This window comes from Nonlabens agnitus, from assembly GCF_002994045.1.
Classification (GTDB): Bacteria; Bacteroidota; Bacteroidia; order Flavobacteriales; family Flavobacteriaceae; genus Nonlabens; species Nonlabens agnitus.
Window position 1 is genome coordinate 670582 of record NZ_MQUC01000003.1, and the last position, 18137, is coordinate 688718.

18 protein-coding genes and 1 other RNA gene are annotated in these 18137 nt (G+C 38.9%); 12 read left to right on the top strand and 7 right to left on the bottom strand.

The window, feature by feature from the left end; translation table 11 throughout:
- Positions 1 to 445 precede the first annotated feature (445 nt).
- The 6 genes from BST86_RS03305 to BST86_RS03330 all read left to right on the top strand — a co-directional run bounded on the left by BST86_RS03305 (position 446) and on the right by BST86_RS03330 (position 6461).
- Positions 446 to 1636, top strand: coding sequence for a hypothetical protein (locus BST86_RS03305; RefSeq protein WP_105982014.1), 1191 nt, complete (start codon positions 446 to 448; stop codon positions 1634 to 1636).
- A gap of 152 nt (positions 1637 to 1788) precedes the next feature.
- Complete coding sequence (locus tag BST86_RS03310) at positions 1789 to 2304, top strand: hypothetical protein (RefSeq protein ID WP_105982015.1); 516 nt, start codon at positions 1789 to 1791, stop codon at positions 2302 to 2304.
- Positions 2305 to 3030, top strand: a complete 726-nt coding sequence (locus BST86_RS03315) for a CsgE family curli-type amyloid fiber assembly protein (protein WP_105982016.1) — start codon at positions 2305 to 2307, stop codon at positions 3028 to 3030.
- Between the two features lie 2 nt (positions 3031 to 3032).
- Entirely contained in the window at positions 3033 to 3458 is a 426-nt protein-coding gene (locus tag BST86_RS03320; protein WP_105982017.1) for a curli assembly protein CsgF, read from the top strand.
- A 10-nt stretch (positions 3459 to 3468) separates the two neighbouring features.
- Positions 3469 to 4983 (top strand): CsgG/HfaB family protein, encoded by a 1515-nt coding sequence (locus tag BST86_RS03325; RefSeq protein WP_105982018.1) that lies wholly within the window; start codon positions 3469 to 3471, stop codon positions 4981 to 4983.
- Entirely contained in the window at positions 4980 to 6461 is a 1482-nt protein-coding gene (locus tag BST86_RS03330; RefSeq protein ID WP_105982019.1) for a carboxypeptidase-like regulatory domain-containing protein, read from the top strand. Before BST86_RS03325 ends, BST86_RS03330 begins: the two co-directional genes overlap by 4 nt.
- A gap of 388 nt (positions 6462 to 6849) precedes the next feature.
- Here BST86_RS03330 and BST86_RS03335 read toward each other — a convergent pair whose 3' ends face one another.
- Genes BST86_RS03335 through BST86_RS03345 form a run of 3 tightly spaced genes read right to left on the bottom strand, consistent with a single transcriptional unit; the run spans position 6850 to position 9843 of the window.
- Entirely contained in the window at positions 6850 to 8385 is a 1536-nt protein-coding gene (locus tag BST86_RS03335) for a right-handed parallel beta-helix repeat-containing protein (protein ID WP_105982020.1), read from the bottom strand.
- Positions 8382 to 8789: an acyl-CoA thioesterase gene (locus BST86_RS03340; RefSeq protein ID WP_105982021.1), complete on the bottom strand. Its 408-nt coding sequence runs from the start codon at positions 8787 to 8789 to the stop codon at positions 8382 to 8384. The genes BST86_RS03335 and BST86_RS03340 overlap by 4 nt, the downstream gene beginning before the upstream one ends.
- Position 8790: 1 nt before the next feature.
- Positions 8791 to 9843, bottom strand: coding sequence for a glutaminyl-peptide cyclotransferase (locus tag BST86_RS03345; RefSeq protein WP_242446448.1), 1053 nt, complete (start codon positions 9841 to 9843; stop codon positions 8791 to 8793).
- An 85-nt stretch (positions 9844 to 9928) separates the two neighbouring features.
- On the opposite strand from BST86_RS03345, the gene ffs reads away from it, so the two are divergent.
- The 3 genes from ffs to BST86_RS03360 all read left to right on the top strand — a co-directional run bounded on the left by ffs (position 9929) and on the right by BST86_RS03360 (position 12254).
- An RNA gene (ffs, locus tag BST86_RS03350) (signal recognition particle sRNA small type) lies at positions 9929 to 10028 on the top strand.
- Positions 10029 to 10073: 45 nt separating this feature from the next.
- Positions 10074 to 10877 (top strand): SDR family oxidoreductase, encoded by an 804-nt coding sequence (locus BST86_RS03355; protein WP_105982022.1) that lies wholly within the window; start codon positions 10074 to 10076, stop codon positions 10875 to 10877.
- A gap of 66 nt (positions 10878 to 10943) precedes the next feature.
- Positions 10944 to 12254 carry a LuxR C-terminal-related transcriptional regulator gene (locus tag BST86_RS03360; protein WP_105982023.1) on the top strand — a complete coding sequence of 437 codons (1311 nt, stop codon included), beginning with the start codon at positions 10944 to 10946 and terminating at the stop codon, positions 12252 to 12254.
- Between the two features lie 248 nt (positions 12255 to 12502).
- Here the strand turns inward: BST86_RS03360 and BST86_RS03365 are convergent, their stop codons facing one another.
- Entirely contained in the window at positions 12503 to 13375 is an 873-nt protein-coding gene (locus BST86_RS03365) for a sterol desaturase family protein (RefSeq protein ID WP_105982024.1), read from the bottom strand.
- 96 nt (positions 13376 to 13471) lie between these two features.
- Here BST86_RS03365 and BST86_RS03370 point away from each other — a divergent pair, with 96 nt between their 5' ends.
- The 3 genes from BST86_RS03370 to BST86_RS03380 all read left to right on the top strand — a co-directional run bounded on the left by BST86_RS03370 (position 13472) and on the right by BST86_RS03380 (position 16196).
- On the top strand, positions 13472 to 15142 hold the full coding sequence (locus BST86_RS03370; RefSeq protein ID WP_105982025.1) for an alpha-amylase family glycosyl hydrolase: 1671 nt from the start codon (positions 13472 to 13474) through the stop codon (positions 15140 to 15142).
- Between the two features lie 150 nt (positions 15143 to 15292).
- Positions 15293 to 15796 (top strand): pyridoxamine 5'-phosphate oxidase family protein, encoded by a 504-nt coding sequence (locus tag BST86_RS03375; protein WP_105982026.1) that lies wholly within the window; start codon positions 15293 to 15295, stop codon positions 15794 to 15796.
- Between the two features lie 61 nt (positions 15797 to 15857).
- Positions 15858 to 16196 carry a DUF3140 domain-containing protein gene (locus BST86_RS03380; RefSeq protein WP_105982027.1) on the top strand — a complete coding sequence of 113 codons (339 nt, stop codon included), beginning with the start codon at positions 15858 to 15860 and terminating at the stop codon, positions 16194 to 16196.
- A 91-nt stretch (positions 16197 to 16287) separates the two neighbouring features.
- Here the strand turns inward: BST86_RS03380 and BST86_RS03385 are convergent, their stop codons facing one another.
- The 3 genes from BST86_RS03385 to BST86_RS03395 are packed head-to-tail and all read right to left on the bottom strand — an operon-like array spanning position 16288 to position 18137.
- The gene (locus tag BST86_RS03385; RefSeq protein ID WP_105982028.1) at positions 16288 to 17052 is read right to left on the bottom strand and encodes an SDR family NAD(P)-dependent oxidoreductase; all 765 of its coding nucleotides are present in this window, start codon (positions 17050 to 17052) and stop codon (positions 16288 to 16290) included.
- Positions 17053 to 17062: 10 nt separating this feature from the next.
- Positions 17063 to 17779 carry a FadR/GntR family transcriptional regulator gene (locus tag BST86_RS03390; RefSeq protein WP_242446449.1) on the bottom strand — a complete coding sequence of 239 codons (717 nt, stop codon included), beginning with the start codon at positions 17777 to 17779 and terminating at the stop codon, positions 17063 to 17065.
- A gap of 10 nt (positions 17780 to 17789) precedes the next feature.
- Complete coding sequence (locus BST86_RS03395) at positions 17790 to 18137, bottom strand: cupin domain-containing protein (RefSeq protein ID WP_105982030.1); 348 nt, start codon at positions 18135 to 18137, stop codon at positions 17790 to 17792.

The window sequence follows — 18137 nt, forward strand, 5'->3', positions numbered from 1 at the left end:
TATTCATAAAATCATCTCTATTTTACAAAGAGATTAGATTAGGTTAGCCAAATCGCAAATAGTAAAGTAGTCAAAGTCATTTATAGAATTCACAATTGTTTAAGTATTCCTACAATAGTAATGTAAAACAACTGGTAATTATGTATTAACAATATATTAACTAATACCCGACTGTCAATAATGACAAGGTATTCGAGCAAGAATGTGGATAGTTTCTTACACTGACTTTAATCGATTTGTTTCTGAAAACATATATTCCTACATATATTTGAATGTCTTAAAGAAGCAATTCCCCTTCAGCTTCAGAGACAGGTAAAATCCCTTTTTACCATAATAGTTTCCCCTAAACAAAAATTTTAAAACCCCTTATTAAATAAAAGACGCGTAAGGTCTTCAATTTAATTGCTCATAGTTGCGTATTTATTAATTCTAAATATATATAATTATGAAAAGAGTAATTTTAAGTGCAGCAGCACTAATGATCGGAACAATAGCTTTCGCTCAAACAAATGATAGTGATGTTGTTCAATCTGGAACAGCAAATGAAGCTACAGTGGTTCAAGCAGGTAACATAAATGTTTCTAAAGTCCTTCAACAAGGAGGTTCAGAAAATGAAGCTACTGTAACACAAACAGGTGTGAACAATAATTCAAAGGTTGAGCAAGCTGGTTCCCAACCTAATAGAGTGCAACGAAATCTGGCGACAATTGTGCAAACTGGTAATGACAATGTTTCATTTGTACGATCTCAAGACGGAGAAGAAAATGACAATACAACGACACAGGTCGGATTTGTAAATGATGCTTATGTAAAGCAAATTGGATCTCGTAATGCAAGTACTATTGATCAACAAGGTGACGATAATGAGGCTAGATCAACAGTAACGTTTAGCGACGGTAACACTTCAACTATTTCACAAGATGGAAATGGAAATGTTTCTAGAACTGCTCAAACATTCGGTCCAGCAAGAGGTGATGGAGGTGGTAATACTTCCACAGTAACTGTGACTGGTGATGATAACGATGCCTTTACTAATCAAGCAGGAGGCTTGAATACATCTACTATTAAACAAAATCGTGACCTTAACTTGTCTAATGTTGACCAAGTAGGCGATGGTAATACTTCTAGTATAGATCAAAGAAGTAGTTTTAATGATGCAGACGTAGATCAAAATGGTAATGATAATAGATCAACAGTTATACAAAATGAATCTGATATTGCTGTGACTTCTCAATCAGGTAATGATAATGGCGCTAGAATTAGACAACTATCTAGATTTAATAAAGGTTACATTACACAAACTGGTGATGGTAATAATGCAGACGTAAGACAATTCGGAAATGATGATAACCTATCAAATCTAACCCAAGATGGTATTGGTAATAGATCAGATGTAGAACAATTTGGTGGAAATAATGAGTCTACGATTACGAGTACTGGAGATGGTAACATTAACGTTGTAAATCAAGGTAATCAGAGCATCGGTAATCAGGCAAGAAGTTTTGATTCAGATAGTTCAATTATTCAATTAGGTAACATGAATAGAGGAACTATCAACCAGTTCGGAAATGGTCAGATTAGTACCGTAACTCAAACAGGAAATGGTAACGCTGCAACGGTTACACAATCTAACTAAGGTTAAGCCTATACAATGGTTTTAGGGACCATTAATTAATACAGTAGGGTCAAGATTGTTTCTTGATCCTACTTATTATACTTAAAGTAAAGGAGTAAGTTTATCAATAAAATCATAATAGATAACGCTTAGAAATAATAAAATACAAGACCATGAAACACGTTATAAATATATTCGCATTTCTATTGATTGCAACGGTTTCGTCGGCACAGACATACGTTAATGATGCTCCTATTATTAACGCCAACTCTTTAAGCAATCAAAATGAACAACTAAACGTTGCTCAAAAACAATCTTTTTCTAACCAACAACCTTCGACTACAGCTCCAACCGGGAACACTGTATTTATTCAACAAGTAGGTTTTGGTAATGTTGGATTAATAGATGTTACCTCTAATAATAGCGAGGTTACACTGTTGCAATCAGGTTATAAAAACAAAGCGCTTGTTTTGCTGAGGGCTGACAACATTCAAGAAAACATACAGCAAATAGGGAATAGAAACTTATTCTTAGATTATAGCCTACACGGCGCAGAAACTCACAATGTTGATGTACAGCAAAATGGTAGTTATAACTCCATAATAAGTGTAGGGAAAAATAGTATTTCTGAACGTTTACAATTACAACAAACAGGAATTGGTAAAGCAGCATTCATCATACACAACTAAATGAAATATGCATTATTTCTTCTTTTATTAATTACCGGCTTTTCAGAAGCCCAAGAATCTCTTTATAACAAAACTGTCAAAGCCGAAATTTTGATGGAGGATCAAGGAGGTTTTTTAAATATTACGGGTATGGCCTCCAACCTGACAGATGCGGACCAAAGTATACATTATGAATTAGCTGTAATTAAAAAAGATACCGCCACAAATAACAACACTAAAAACAATCAAACGGGTAGAGGAGTCTTAAAATCAAAAACTCAAGGTGTATTATCTACAACTAAAGTAAACCTGAATATTCCAGACTTATTGACAATCATGTTATTAATCTATGATGAAGATGATAAGTTAATAGGCAAAGATCTAAAAAGGATAGAACCTAACACCATACAACTGGAAAAGAAACCAGTCACTACTTATGACGGTATTGAAATCACGGGTTTAGTCACTAGAGATATAAGGACGGCACCAGCTCGTAGATTTTACGATTACTTTTATAAGGAATACAAGAAGTACCGTTTAAATGGTAGTAAAGTAGTCACTATAAATGAACAGTTTGGTCAAGGTCGCTTTACAAGGATCGAGGTGCTTGTAGGAACTGAGGTAATCTACCAATTTTTTCTAAACCCTAACCTGGATTTCATTGAACAAATGGGCGATTACTGTATTCGTTTGGTCTATCAAAAATTTCAAAAAGATAAATTAATTCAAGCTCAATTAAATAACTAAATATGCTCAAGAAAATTACAACACTGCTCCCGTTGTTATTTGCGTTTTGCTTTTGTACAGATCTCAGCGCACAGCAATTCACCTATAAACCTATTAATCCTGCTTTTGGAGGTGATACCTTCAACTACCAGTGGATGCTTCAAAGTGCAGAGGCTCAAAATAAATTTACTGATCCCAATGCGAGTCGCGGTCGAGAAGATCAATCAGATCTTGACTCTTTCGCTGACGGGCTCAACAGGCAGCTTCTAAGTCAGTTGTCGAGATCCCTTTTACAGTCTCAATTTGATTTTAACGAGGGTTTGCAGCCAGGTACTTTTTCTTTTGGTAATCTAGAGGTAGAGGTTCTACAATCCCTAGACGGTTTAGTGGTCAATATATTGGACACGAGTACTGGAGATACCACCCAGGTAGTTATACCAAATAACTAAAAGAGCGTCCATGAATTACTTCAAAAGGCCGCTTGGGCTTATATTGCTTTTGTTGATAGTCACCAGCTGTGGTTCTTACTTTAGCCAGCCATTAGACATACAGAACGCGAGAATAGGTGAAACTACAGATGCGACCTACACCTTAAGGAACCTGCCACCACCAACAGCACCCGCTGTAGTTGGAGTTTATCGATTTGAAGATCAAACAGGTCAATTTAAGCAAACCGAAAATGGTTCTACCTTTAGTAATGCGGTTACTCAAGGTGGAACAACAATTCTAATTAAGGCACTTGAAGATTCTCGATGGTTTACACCTATAGAAAGAGAAAATCTAGACAATTTGCTTAATGAACGTCAGATTATTAATACGACACGTAAAGATTATGCTCTTCAAACAGGTACTCAACAACAACCTTTACCAGCATTATTATATGCAGGTGTATTAATAGAAGGTGGTATTGTTTCATATGACACTAACGTATTAACTGGTGGAGTGGGCGCACGATATTTTGGCGCGGGAGGATCCAGTAAATACCGTCAAGATCGTGTCACCATTTATTTGAGAGCCGTGAATACACAAACTGGTAAAATTGCAAAAACGGTTTATGTTTCTAAATCAATTTACTCACAGGCTGTCGACGCAAGTCTGTTTAGATATGTAAACTTTAGGCGCTTACTAGAAGCCGAAACTGGATTCACAAGAAATGAACCGGGCCAATTAGCTGTTAAGGAAGCTATCGAAAAGGCTGTTGAAGCATTGATAATAGAAGGAATCGAAGTGGGCTTGTGGTACCCTGAAGGAGGTGATACAGTAGCGCAAAAGTTGATAACCGATTATAGAAGCGAAAAAGAAGTTGCAGAACGTACAGACGTATATCAACGCGAGCTTCTAGACCGTCGCAGTAAATGGCGCTTTGAAGCAGGTGCGGGTGGTACTTACGCAAATAACGATTTAGGAAATCCCTACTATGAATACTCTCTGACTGCAGGTCTAAAGTACAACCTCTCACCATTCTTAGGCATCAATGCCCAGGGTAACGGCTACCGTATTAAAAATACGGGATTGCTTAATAGGCAATTTGTAAGTACAGACCTGAATTTAGAATTCACCGTTTTACCTTATGAGAAATTCTCCCCTTTTATATATGCAGGTCCAGGAATTAATTTTGCTAATAGTTTTAAAATTAGCGACTTTAAGGCGCAAGCAGGCTTAGGGTTTGAGTACTTGATTTCTCCTAGCATTGGAATAAAGGTTTATGGTGATTACAACGTTGTGTTTAGCGATCAAATGGATTACGAGGTTGCTGGAGTACGTGATGACCAGTACTATAAGTTTGGCGCAGGAATCAATATTTATTTGGGTAATAATCAGGCAAAAGAAAACTCACCTAATTACATACAACGTCGTGAAGCCAGAGAGCTTAAAAGATTAAGCAAACGGCAAAATGAAAATGATAGCACAGGCATTATTGTGGATTCGCTTTCGCGAAAGCGAACTAATCAAAATTCAAATCAAGGACAATGAGAAAGTTACAATATTTGATCATCGCTGTCCTGGCGATTTTAGTAGCAGGATGTACGGAAGAAACACTTTCTATAGATGGTGGTAGAGGGACTATAACTGGAACGGTTGTCCAAGACATCACATTCGAACCGCTAGTCAATGTGAAAATTTCAACTAATCCTAATTCCAATACGGTCTTTACAGATGCTTCAGGGAAATTTTCTATCGAGGCTGAACAGGGAACTTATGCAGTGAAGGCAGAGAAAGAGGGCTTTTTAGTTGAGTTTGAGTCTGCCGAAGTGGCGACTGATGAGGATACACAAGTTGTTTTTGAGCTTCAATTATCAACTGCTAATAATAGGCCGCCAGTGGCTCCAGACCTCATTTTTCCTGAAGACAATGCAACTAACATCAATTCTGAAGTCACTTTTAATTGGGATGCAACAGATCCAGATGAGGATGCTTTGACTTATACTCTTGAAATTCGTAATGCGACGACTGATGCTGTCCAACGATTTACTGATCTTGAGACGAGTGAACAGGAAGTGACTTTAGAGTTTGGGACCTCATATTTTTGGCAGGTTACAGTGAATGATGGTGTTAACGAATCCGTGAATAGCACAGTAAATAGTTTTACGACGGCTCCGTTTCCAGCAAATAGATTTCATTATGTGCGCAAAGTATCTGGGAATAATATTATTTATAGTGCAGATGCTGATGGGAACGAAATCCAACTAACGGCTTCTTCAAATAACAGTTACCGCCCGCGGACTAATAGAGTGGTTTCAAAGATCGCCTTTTTGCGCAGCGTTGGTGCTAATACGCATGTATTCGTGATGGATCAAGATGGAAGAAATAAGCGCCAGGTGACTAATACGGTTCCTGTAGCAGGATTTAACATGGATGAAGTAGATATTTCATGGAATAATAATGGATCAGTTATCTATTATCCATCGCTAGACAAATTGTATAGGATAAACGCAGATGGTAGTGGTTTATCGTTAGTATTTCAATTAAGCAATGGAAATCTGATTACAGAGGTTGACTATAATGATGGTGTAATAGCCCTTAAAACCAATAACTTTAGTGGTTACAATGTCGAGATCTTTACGATTTCAGAAGCAGGACAGGTTTTAAACACTGTATTAAGTGGTGTAAAGGGTGCCGCTGGTGGTTTAGAATTAAGTATTGATAATAGCAAATTATTATATACCTATGATGTTTCTGAATTTGAAAGTTCTAATTATCGTCAAATTAATTCGAGGGTTTTTGTACACACCTTTAGCACATCGACTGCCACTGATGAGTCAGATGACAAGATAGCTGGGACGAATGACTTAGACGCAAGATTCTCACCAACAGATGCTCAAATCATTGTGAATAATAGGTCTAACGATAGTAATTCTGGTGGTACCATTCAAGTAATTGATATCAACTCAAATATTGTGAATCCTAGAAACGACTTATTTAATAATGCCTTTATGCCAGACTGGGAATAGCATCCTTTTATCTATGAAGAGATGCGTAATCTCTTCTTAAGAAGTATGAATCTCTGAGCAAGATTCAATAAATTTCAGATAACCGAATATGATACTTACGCGCATCAATATTTATGTTGCTATTCCTTTACTGGTACAAATATGAGTACAAAAAGAAAGCCAAGTTCAAGATTTAGGGAATCTTTTACTTGGCTTTTTATTTATTCTAAATATGCGTTCAATATAAGAACTATAAAGTTTAATCAACGAATTATTCTTTCAAATAACGTTTAATTAAGTCGATAAACAGTTAATCGATCGACAATTGGGTAAAAGTAGAGTGATTTTAACTTGATATTTTGAGCTATTAGTAGATTTCCTACGTCTACAGCCAAAATTATCGTGAGCCTTATAACTCTAAATCCACACTTTCAAACGCACCGGCATCTGGTTCATCGCCACGCAAAGCACCACTAATGTCTATCGTGGTAGCAGTACTGGAGTTTGCGATGGCATTTGCGCCGCTCTCATCGTCTATTCGTAGTAGATTACGAGCAACATCTTCAAAAAGAGGCTCTTGATTTAGAATGACTTGAGAGAAAATGGCTGGATTATTAAAATCGTATAGCGCATTTTGGGCAAAGTCATCAAATAAATCATTGAAACGCAATAGGCTGTTCTCAAAGGAATAATTGAAGTCCACACCATCAAAGGCACCTAAGATGAATTCAATATTACGATCGCCATAAACGATACCGTTTGTAAAACTGAATTGTGTCAAAGGCTCAGTGAGTTCAGTGTTTGGGATAGTGTTGGAAACAAAGAGTGCTGGGTCTTGTCTAAAACCTTTATTCCAGTAGTTTGAGATCGTGCAATTATTGAACGCATAGGTACCACCTAATCTAGCTACAAGAGCTGATTGCCCAGCATTGTGAATGATTAGATTTTCGGCCGTTATGTTTGCAGTAGTAGCCAATAAACCAACATTAGAAGAGTTAAAAATTTTGGAATTATCAATTTTTAAAGTAGCTCCGTCAGCTACCTGGTTCTGGTTGTCCATGATAATACCGATGCTTGCATTTTTGATGGTAGTATAAGATATCTCGTGATTTTTGCTACCATCCGTCAACCAGATTCCAAACCACTGCCCAGTGACATTTTCAAAAGAAGGCTCCAATCGATCACCTTCAAAAATGACTTCATTTTCCATGGCCTCTGTGGTGGAAAGGGCGCCATTGATTTTTACACTGGATTCATTTGCGGCAATAATGCCACTTTGATTATGAAAAAATAAACGTGCTCCAGCTTCTACGGTCATCGTCTTGTCTGGCGGCACAGCGGCAAACCCATAGATTACATAAGGTTTTTCATTGGTGAAGTTGAGTTGATCGTCATCCAGGAAAAATCCTGAAATCCTAATCTCATTGTTCTCATCATCTGTTCCTAACAATAGGGTTTCTTCTATCCCAGTCGCATCACGTTCTGGAAATAAAAATATGGCATCCTTTACCAGTGTTATGAGTTGAACATTCTGCTGATTTGCACCAATATCAAATTCAATGACGTCCTCATATAGGAATTCATTACCACTAGAAAAGTCATCAATGTCCACCGTTGTTTCTACAAAAACATAAAGAGAATCGTTAGCTAACAATTCTACGTTTTCAAATATCTGTCCAGGGACACCATCTACTGCCAGTCGGTATCTGGAATCATTACCTCTTGATAACGCTACTCTTGGAATTACGATATCATCATCGCTACGATTGTACACTTTAAAAGTCCTGGTGCTACTGCCTATGTTGCTAAAAATAGTATCCAGAAAAATAGTGTCTTGGGAGAATCCTAGATTACCAGAGCTTTGGGCAAATTCAAAATCATTACGACAAGACGATAGTCCTATAATGAGGATCAAGATCAATCCGGTAAGTAGCTGTTTTTTCATTCCTTTATTTCAAAAAGGTCTCGCAATTCTTGAGAGATGCGCACCGGTTTTCCTTCTTTGTCTATAGCGCACCAGTCAGATACCGTTTTGGCCAGTAATTTATTGGTCGCTGCATGGTAGATCTCTATAAAACGCTCGTACCTAACATTTGTTGCTCGTCCTACTTGAGTCTTGATCTTGATAAGATCGTTTAATACTGCAGATCTTTTATACTCGATACAATGTTTGATCATGACCCAATCATATTTGTCAAGAATTTCTTGAGGTGCCACCGTCAACCAGTGTTTCATGGCAATATCATTAGCCCATTGGACATAAACGACATTATTGACATGGTCTAGGTCATCGATTTCATCACGAGAAACCGTGCGTTGATCTTCAAAAATGGGAAGGCTGTGGTCCAATCTATTCTGTGATTTCTATTTCAAACATTTTATGCCAGCGTTTTCCAGTCACAAATAAACGGTTGGTAGACTTGTCATAAGCAATACCATTAAGGACATTATCTTCTTTGTCCCAGTTAGGGATTTGATCTTTTAAAGTAGTCATGTTTAGGACACCTTCCAGCGCACCTGTTTTGGGGTCTAAAATAAAAACAGCGTTTTCCTGATAGATGTTTGCATAGATTTTACCGTCAACATATTCCAGTTCATTGATTTTTTCAAACGTCTTTTTATTGGAAACTATCTGGATATACTCCAGCTCTTCATAGGTATCAGGATCCAGTTTCCAGATCTTGTCGCTACCATCGCTTTTATACAGAAACTCACCGTCGTTGCACAAGCCCCAACCTTCCTTACTTTGATTGTATTTAAATGTATCAGTTTCATTAAGGTTAAGGTCATAAACATACCCAAAACGACTTCTCCAGGTCAATTGATACACCTTGTCATCTAGAATGGTAAGGCCTTCTGCAAATATGTCTTTGCCCAGTTCTTTTTTCTCCAGTACCTCTCCAGTTTCCACTTGTGTGATACGTACATCAGATTCCCCATATTGCCCAGTACTTTCGTATAATTTCCCATTGTGGAACTCAAGCCCTTGCGTATAAGCCGACTCATCATGAGGGTAAGTGTTTACAATATTGTAATTATAAATCTTTGGTGCTGCAGGATTCATTCGGTTTATGCTCGTTGCAGCGGTGGCCACCATATTATTGCGGTAGACCACAGCCTTGTAGGTAAGTGTACCTAGAGGTTGGTTAGTTAGCTTTCGCGAAAGCGTATTACCCTCAGCATCCTCTAATTTACGGGCATTTTGATACCATACGATACTGTCTGCACCCATGGAAGCGTCGTCCACCAAAGAAATTTGCACGGTATCATCATCACTCCAATTATTTTTTTCATTGGTTATTTCCAGAGAATAGTTGGACTTGAATCGGTCCAACTCTGTTTTACAACTTGATAATGAGAGTGCTACAAAGGCAACTAAAACGCAATATTTCCAGTTCATCATGGACTTGTTATGTTGCCGAAATATAGTGAGAAAAATGATGCTTAAAAACCTTTGCACAGCTCAAAGGAGACCTTATATTTGCACCGGGCAAGTCCTACACAACCAGCTCCTGCTGAACTCCTCCAGGGCGGGAACGCAGCAAAGGTAAGCGGTCGTAGCGGTGTGATGTAGGTAGCTTGCCTTTTTTTGTGCTTTATACCGAAATATAAACATCTGAATATTAAGTGTTTATGAAAAAAGTAGTTTTGATTACCGGCGGCTCGTCTGGAATAGGAAAGGCCATCGCTATTTATTTACAACAAGCCGGATACACTGTCTACGGCACCAGTCGCAATCCCGATCGATATCCAGATTCTCCAGTCCCGTTAGTTGCCATGGATGTGCAGGATGAAGCATCTATCTCTACAGCCGTTTCTACCATAATCGAGAAAGAAAAAACCATTGATATTCTAATCAACAATGCTGGCGTTGGAATCACTGGACCTATGGAAGAGACGCCTATAGAAGAGGTCAAGAATGCCATGGAAACCAACTTTTACGGTCCCTTAAGAGTGCTACAGGCCGTCTTGCCCATCATGCGTCAGCAACGCAGTGGTCGTGTCATTAATATTACCAGTATCGCAGGTTATATGGGATTACCATATCGCGGTATTTATAGTGCCAGTAAAGGAGCGCTGGGAATCGCTACAGAGGCTTACCGTATGGAATGTGCGCATCTTAATATTCACTTTAGCAACGTTGCTCCAGGTGATTTTGCCACAAATATTGCTGCCGGTAGGTTTCATTCACCGTTTAAGGAAGGAAGTGACTACGCTGCTGGCTATTCCCATACCTTAAAATTGATCGACGATCATGTAGACGATGGTAGCGATCCTATTGAGGTGGCCAAAAAAATCAAGGAGATCATCGAAATGAAGAATCCAGGCATTCATTATAAAGTAGGTAGCTTTTTACAAAAGTTTTCTATCGTGCTTAAAAAGATACTTCCAGAAAAACGATATGAACGCATGCTTAAAAAGCATTACGGATTGTAGGAATTTTACCTTAATTTGTTGGGTTCAAAATTTTCAAGATTGTTCCGTTTCTTCTATCTGTGTTTTTTGATACTCTTTACTTGGACCGTCAAGGCTCAAGAGGTAGGTATATATTACGATCAGACCGGCGATCTTACACTACCTCAAATGGAGGTTCAAGATTTTAAGCCAATATCTAGCGGTTATTCCAATGGTTTGCAACAAGGAATCTACTGGTTGAAAATCTCACCTTCAAGGGAAACCATTTTCCAGCTTGAAAACAATCACATTAAAAAGATAGAGGGCTTTTCCAATTCAAACCCGATAAAGCTGGATAGGTTTACTGGTTTTACAAGCTTTTATTTAAATCAGGAAGCGCCTACCTATATTAAAATGCTTATCGATAAAGAGGCCTATTTCCCTTATACCATTAAGAGTAGAGAGGACTTTAGGCGAGCAACGGTCATCAACCATATAGGAATGGGTCTTTTTTATGGTTTTGCAACCGTTTGCTTTCTTTTGAATATGGGTTTGTTCTATAATTCAAAGGATTTCTCATTTCTATTTTATTCCATTTTCTTGTTTTTGATTCTATCAGTCATTGCGCATCGGGATGGTCTGGTAGAAATTTTGGGTTTGTCAGATTCCATGAAGGAAATAACGGAACCACTTTCCATTTCTATAGGTGGTTTGATGTGCGCTGTTTTTGCAAACGAGAGTGTCAAGATCAAGAATTATTTCCCATTCTTGGTTTACAGTTATTGGGTACTAGCCGTTTTAAGCATGATTTTGTTGGCTCTGTATTTCTCGACCCAGGACTATCTCTTTTTGGTTGGGATCTATTTTGTGTGTTTGTACATTTTTTTAAGCTCTTGGATCTCATCTCTTTTACTTATTCGGGTTCAAAGTTTTGCCATCGTGTTTTGTGTGGCCTATTTTTTCATGATGATCCTTGCGATCTTATTCTATTTAGGTCCAGCGTTTGATCTGCAGTTTTTTGAGATGAAGAAAAGCTACCTTAAAGTGGGCGCTCTAGTAGAAATGGTCATTATCACGCTAGCCATTCTTTATAGACTTAGAGTGATGGAACGCAATCAAAACCAGATGCGTGAAGAAATGAAATTTTATCTCTCACAAATATCTTTTTTGAATGAAGAGCTTGAGAAAAATCAATTGGGTCAGGACAACATCTTCACAAAATTTGACCTAACCTCGCGAGAGAGCGAAGTCCTGGATCTAATTGCCGCTGGAAAAACCAATAAGGAAATCGCAGATGAACTTTACATTTCCATCAACACGGTAAAATTCCATGTCAAAAAGGTTTATGAAAAGCTGGAAGTTTCCAACCGCAAAGAAGCTTATCAAATCGTAAAGTCCTCAAATGGAGAAATCTTGTAGCGAATAGATGTTTTTTTGATATTGAAAATGAGATGATTATCAAGTAATAGCGGCACACTACCCGTTTACTACCCTATTATTTTTTCCATAAATTCCCTTAGCAAGATAAATTTACATTATAAAGTAATAGTCAAGGAAAAAGGATTTATTTCGAAGTGGAACCGATGATCAACAAACGTAGGGTACGTTGAGAATCGTTCCACTTTTTTGATTGAGTTCGCTTTCGCGAAAGCGATATCACGACAGTCTTACTTACTCTTAAAAGGTCGGGTCATTTGCCCACCTAAATCCTCAGGAAAATCTTCGTCTCCCGCAAATCCCAATTCTAGATTGGGGTCGTGATAGGGAACATGCGCCGTTCCAAAAAGGTAGTCCCAAATGCTGAGCGACAAACCATAATTCATCCCGTATTTATGGTTTTCAGGTAGTTCTTTGGCGTGGTGCCACAGGTGCATTTTGGGATTGTTCAAAATGTATTTGAATGGTCCATAATCCCAGTTGAGGTTTGCGTGATTTAGGTGACCAATGAATACGCCCAACATGTGGACCACAAAGAACTGTTGGATCCCAAAACCTATCATTGCCAGTGGCACGTATTGTAAGGTCTTATAAATGATGGTTTCCATAAAATGGAATCTAAATTGTGCCGCAAAACCCATCTCTTTGACGCTGTGGTGCACCTTATGAAATTCCCACAACCACGGCACTCTATGTAATAATCTGTGGATATTCCACTGGATAAAATCTGCGACTATAAACATAAGAAGCAGTTGTGACCAGGCTGGCCAGCTGCGTACTTCAAACGCGACCACATTTTCCAACCCAACGAAATTCAGCAAGTCGTTGAACAATTGAACACCTACGTTTGATAGAGCATTGTAACCAATTAACGAAAACAGAAAAAAATTGAAGAAAAGGTAGAATAGATCCAACCAAAAATCTTTTCGGAAAATCTTCTGGTCTTTTCTCCACGGCAACCAGATTTCAAGCCCAAACACTAAAAGCGACAAACCTACCAACCAATAGAAATAGTTATCCCAAGCGGGCTGTGTTATCTCGCTCCACAGGTAATTACCATAATCAGTAAATGAGTTGAGCAGTATATCCAGATAGATCTCCATGAACGGTTAAGTCGGTTTTTAACGGTATTTCTTACCCATTGGGACTTAGTATAGAAGCTATATTTTCCTATTTTTGAGAAGATCTAAAAGTACAAAATGAAGAACTTCTTATTATCCATATGCCTTATGGCTTTATGTGCAAGTTGCAACTCTAACAAAAACCCAGATACTGTTCCAACGGTGCAAGCTGAGACTTACTTTGATTGGGATGCAGCAAATGTATATTTTCTCTTGACAGATCGATTTAACAATGGGGACACTGCAAACGATACAATAGTCAAAAGAGATGAAGAAACTGCGGTGTTAAGAGGCTTTGAAGGCGGCGATTTTGCGGGAATACAACAAAAAATAGAAGAAGATTACTTTACAGATCTAGGTGTGAATGCCATCTGGCTCACGCCCATTTTTGAACAAGTAAAAGGTGGCGTTGATGAAGGCACGGGCTTTACATATGCGTATCATGGATATTGGGCTAAAGACTGGACGGCAGTAGAGCCTTCCTATGGCACCATGGAAGAATTTAAGGAACTTGTGAAAGCTGCTCATGGTAAGAACATCAGAATCTTACTCGACGTGGTAATCAATCACACAGGACCTGTAACGGCGCAAGATCCACAGTGGCCTGACGATTGGGTACGCACTGGACCTACCTGTACCTATCAAGATCAAGAAACTGCGGTAAGCTGTACGCTAACCAATAATCTACCAGACATAAGAACAGATAGTACTACCGAAGTTGAGCTACCACAACTACTAGCCGAAAAATGGAAGCAGGAAGGCCGTTATGATCAAGAGATGGAAGAATTGGACACGTTCTTCAAAAACTCTGGACTGGCAAGAACACCGGTAAATTACATTATCAAATGGGTCACTGACTATGCTCGCGAGACCGGTGTGGATGGTTTTAGAATTGATACCGTTAAACATGTAGAAGAAGAAGTATGGACCACTTTTATAGAGCAATCCAGGATAGCCTATGAAGAGTGGAAAGACCTTCATCCTGATGAGATGATTCATGATGATGAGTTCTTTATTCTAGGCGAACTCTATGGCTACTATGCTGCAGGTGGTCGGGAATATTATTTTAATGGCGATCCAGTCAATTATTTCGATTCTGGATATGATGCGATGATCAATTTTGGCTTTAAAGAAGATGCCAAAAAAGATTATAAATCACTGTTCACCCAATATCAGTCCATCAATGACAGTCTCAATGCCTCAACTACCACTGGTGATGTTGCATTTATGAACTACATCAGTTCCCATGATGATGGCCAGCCATTGGATCCCATGAGAGAAAATTCAATGGAAACTGGCACTAAACTTTTGCTAACCACTGGAATGTCACAGGTCTATTATGGTGACGAAACCGCAAGAGTTCTCATTGCAGAAAACGCACAAGGTGACGCTAATTTGCGTACCAATATGAACTGGGATGGCATTGATCAAAATACTTTAAAGCATTGGCAAAAACTGGGAACCTTCCGCAGTAAGCATCCAGCGGTTGGTGCTGGTAAGGCCTACGATTTAGTTTATGATGGACCTGGATACGTGACCGCTAGGCTTTATGAAAAAAAGGACTACAAAGACGATGTCATCATAGGTGTTGGATTGCCTGATGGTAACACAACGGTAGATGTTTCCAAAGTTTTCAAAGATCAAAAACAGCTCCATAATGCTTATACGGATCAAACCCTCGAAATCAAAAATGGTAGAATAGAAGTAATGGCCCAAAATGGTGTCGTGCTCCTGGAAGCTCTTAAATAGATCCCTGTTGTCTTAAGAGTTCGCTTTCGCGAAAGCGAGCTCTTCATAAATATCGTCGCTCGTTAACATAATTTGGCAGTATCCAGATAAAATTGATATTTAGTTGGCTATCGTGCGTTGTAAACCTCAATATCTTTAAAATAAAAAGATATGAGCACAAAAAATTTATCCAACGACGAGGCACAACAGAAATATAAAACAATGGTAGAAAGTATCGATTTTGCCATGATGCTAACACATTTAGACCAGACACCACTGCACGCGATACCTATGAGTACAAAACGAGTGGATGACAATGGAACTACATATTTCCTTAGTAATGCCGACAGCGAACACAATGCTAATATTGAAAGCGATTCCAGATGTCAATTGTTGTATTCTGAAAAGCACTCCATGGAATTTTTAAGTGTCTATGGAAAGGCCGTGATAACACGTGATAAGGCGTTGATTCATGATTTATATTCTTCAAGTGATGACAACTGGTTTGATGGTAAGGATGATCCTAATATTACGGTGATTACGTTCCACCCAGAAGAAGGACACTACTGGGATTCTAAATCCAATGCATTGGTGAGCTTGTTTAAAATGGGCTATGGCGCCATCACTGGTGAAAAAATGGATGTAGGTGAATCTGGTAGTCTAGATAACATCTAGTAGATCAAGTGACCTAAAATATTAAGTGTTTTCAATTGCTAATAAAGAGTAACGAGTACAAATGGCAGATTACGATAAAGAAGAAGTCTGGGAAGAATTTCAAACCAAACAAAATATGACGAGTAAAGAGTTGGAAGACTGGTTAGAAACTGACGAGTCTAAAAACGCTGGAAAGGAAATGGACAATGGCGAGACCATAGGTCACTCCAGTGGTCGTAGTATCTTGAAAATTAAGAGTAAAAACAAATCTGACCTGACTAAGGCGAACTGGGATAAGATCAATGAAACTGTAGGTTACTATCATCAAAACCTGCATGAATCCCAAAAGCCAAGCAGTGATGTGGAAACCAGCCCATGGTACTATGCCCTTAAAAATTGGGGACATGACGCTTTAAAATAATTGAAAAAAAGAATTAGAAAAGCCCGATCGAAAGATCGGGCTTTTTTTATCCAATGCTTTTCCAAGGCTAAGATGCCTTATCAAGCTTTCATTAGATCCCTAAGGCTTGACCACCACCTACTTGAATGGTCTCTGCAGTGAGGAAAGCGGCATCTTTGCTGGCTAGAAACGACACCACTCCAGCCACATCTTCAGGTTGACCAAGCCTACCTAGCATGATGTTATTGGCCCAGGATGCAAAGACTTCAGGTTTAGTTGATTTTATCTGCGCGTGGAAAGGCGTGTCTATGGTTCCCGGCGATACCGCATTGACGCGTATGCCATATTCTGCAAGATCTTTTGCTAGAGCTCTGGTAATCGCGTGAACTCCAGCCTTAGAAGTTCCATAAATACCAGCTCCAGGTCCACCGGCATTCCATCCAGCATTAGAGGTATAGTTGATAATAGTAGGATCTTCACCTTTTTTTAGAAACGGAATCGCAGCTCTAGAGGCAAAAAACACAGAGTCCAGATTCAAAGCCATCACAGACCGATAGAATTCCGTTGTCATTTCTTCAAATCTTGAACGGCCACCTAGACCACCAGCATTGTTGACCAGCACATCTATCTTACCGTATTTCTCACCTATTTTTTTAATGTGGGCCGTTACCAGTTCATCTTTAGTAACGTCAAAGCCTACATACTCTGCTGTAATTCCTTCAGCTTTTAATTCGGCCACGCGATCTGCTCCAGCTTGATCATCGATACCGTTCAATACTACAGTATAACCATCATTACCTAACCTTTTTGCTACGGCAAATCCTATACCGCCAGTAGCTCCGGTTATGACGGCTATTTTTCCGTTTGATTCTTTCATGTTCTCGTTTTTAGTTTTGGTTATTTTCGTTCTGGTTGCAGTATTTATAAAGTTCTGAAAAGTGTGTTTTCATCATTGCTTTTGCCGCAACCTCATCTTTTTCTTTGATGGTCTTATAAATCGCTTCATGCTGGCTTATACCTTTGATCGCTAGGTCTTTGCCACAAACGTGGTGTTTCTCAAAGTTTGTGATGATTCCTGGAGTTATGATTAACATCAAGGTTCTCAAGGTCGTGTTGCCACTAGCTCTCGCAATCGCCAAATGGAAAAGCAGGTCTTCTTGTACGGCGCTCTCACCGTTGAGTACCTTTTCTTGATAGGCTTCCATCGCTGCTTTGATGTTCTTCAATTCTTCTTGTGATCTATTTTTAGCTGCAAGACAGACCGTTTTAAGCTCCAACAGAATTCTCGTTTCCACCAGCGATTTGAAATCAGGTGTTTCCAGATCCATGATATCATCGATCATTCCATTCATCGCGGTCACGCCTATGTTTGCTACAAAGGTTCCGCTTTGAGGGACGCTATAGACAAGTCCATAGAATTCCAATTTTTGAATGGCTTCCCTAACAATATTTCTGGGTACTCGAAACTTGTCTGCAAGTACTCTTTCAGACGGCAATTTATCTCCAGGCTCTAGATTTTTATTGTTGATCAATTGCTTGATATCTGCAATGATCAACTTCTGGATGCTGGCCTTCTCATTGATAATGAATTTGTCTACTCTCACAATATTGGTTTTATTCCATAAAATCTTCTCGTATGGGCGAGAATACATCGATCAACATACCGGCCTCAAGGCATAAAGCGCCATGCATGACGTTAGTAGGAATGTAAAAACTGTCGCCAGTTTTCAATGTTTTAGTCTCGCCATCTATGGTCATTTCAAATGCGCCACTCTCGACATAGGTCACTTGAGAATGATGATGCTGGTGCATCGCACCTACACCGCCTTTTTCAAAGTGCACTTTGACAAGCATGATCTTGTCGTCATAACCCATTATTTTACGTTTCACGCCTTCGCCTACGGTTTCCCATTCTTGATCTGCGTCAAAAAGAAACTCTTTACTTGTTCCGAATGATTTCAT

What these genes read in the sequence shown, in the direction of transcription:
- BST86_RS03315 (WP_105982016.1), top strand. Translation starts at nt 2,305, where the DNA reads ATGAAATATGCATTATTTCTTCTTTTATTAATTACCGGCTTTTCAGAA.
- BST86_RS03355 (WP_105982022.1), top strand. Translation starts at nt 10,074, where the DNA reads ATGAAAAAAGTAGTTTTGATTACCGGCGGCTCGTCTGGAATAGGAAAG.
- BST86_RS03320 (WP_105982017.1), top strand. Translation starts at nt 3,033, where the DNA reads ATGCTCAAGAAAATTACAACACTGCTCCCGTTGTTATTTGCGTTTTGC.
- BST86_RS03310 (WP_105982015.1), top strand. Translation starts at nt 1,789, where the DNA reads ATGAAACACGTTATAAATATATTCGCATTTCTATTGATTGCAACGGTT.
- BST86_RS03385 (WP_105982028.1), bottom strand. Translation starts at nt 17,052, where the DNA reads ATGAAAGAATCAAACGGAAAAATAGCCGTCATAACCGGAGCTACTGGC.
- BST86_RS03345 (WP_242446448.1), bottom strand. Translation starts at nt 9,843, where the DNA reads ATGATGAACTGGAAATATTGCGTTTTAGTTGCCTTTGTAGCACTCTCA.
- BST86_RS03370 (WP_105982025.1), top strand. Translation starts at nt 13,472, where the DNA reads ATGAAGAACTTCTTATTATCCATATGCCTTATGGCTTTATGTGCAAGT.
- BST86_RS03380 (WP_105982027.1), top strand. Translation starts at nt 15,858, where the DNA reads ATGGCAGATTACGATAAAGAAGAAGTCTGGGAAGAATTTCAAACCAAA.
- BST86_RS03395 (WP_105982030.1), bottom strand. Translation starts at nt 18,137, where the DNA reads ATGAAATCATTCGGAACAAGTAAAGAGTTTCTTTTTGACGCAGATCAA.
- BST86_RS03325 (WP_105982018.1), top strand. Translation starts at nt 3,469, where the DNA reads ATGAATTACTTCAAAAGGCCGCTTGGGCTTATATTGCTTTTGTTGATA.
- BST86_RS03375 (WP_105982026.1), top strand. Translation starts at nt 15,293, where the DNA reads ATGAGCACAAAAAATTTATCCAACGACGAGGCACAACAGAAATATAAA.
- BST86_RS03365 (WP_105982024.1), bottom strand. Translation starts at nt 13,375, where the DNA reads ATGGAGATCTATCTGGATATACTGCTCAACTCATTTACTGATTATGGT.
- BST86_RS03335 (WP_105982020.1), bottom strand. Translation starts at nt 8,385, where the DNA reads ATGAAAAAACAGCTACTTACCGGATTGATCTTGATCCTCATTATAGGA.
- BST86_RS03305 (WP_105982014.1), top strand. Translation starts at nt 446, where the DNA reads ATGAAAAGAGTAATTTTAAGTGCAGCAGCACTAATGATCGGAACAATA.
- BST86_RS03330 (WP_105982019.1), top strand. Translation starts at nt 4,980, where the DNA reads ATGAGAAAGTTACAATATTTGATCATCGCTGTCCTGGCGATTTTAGTA.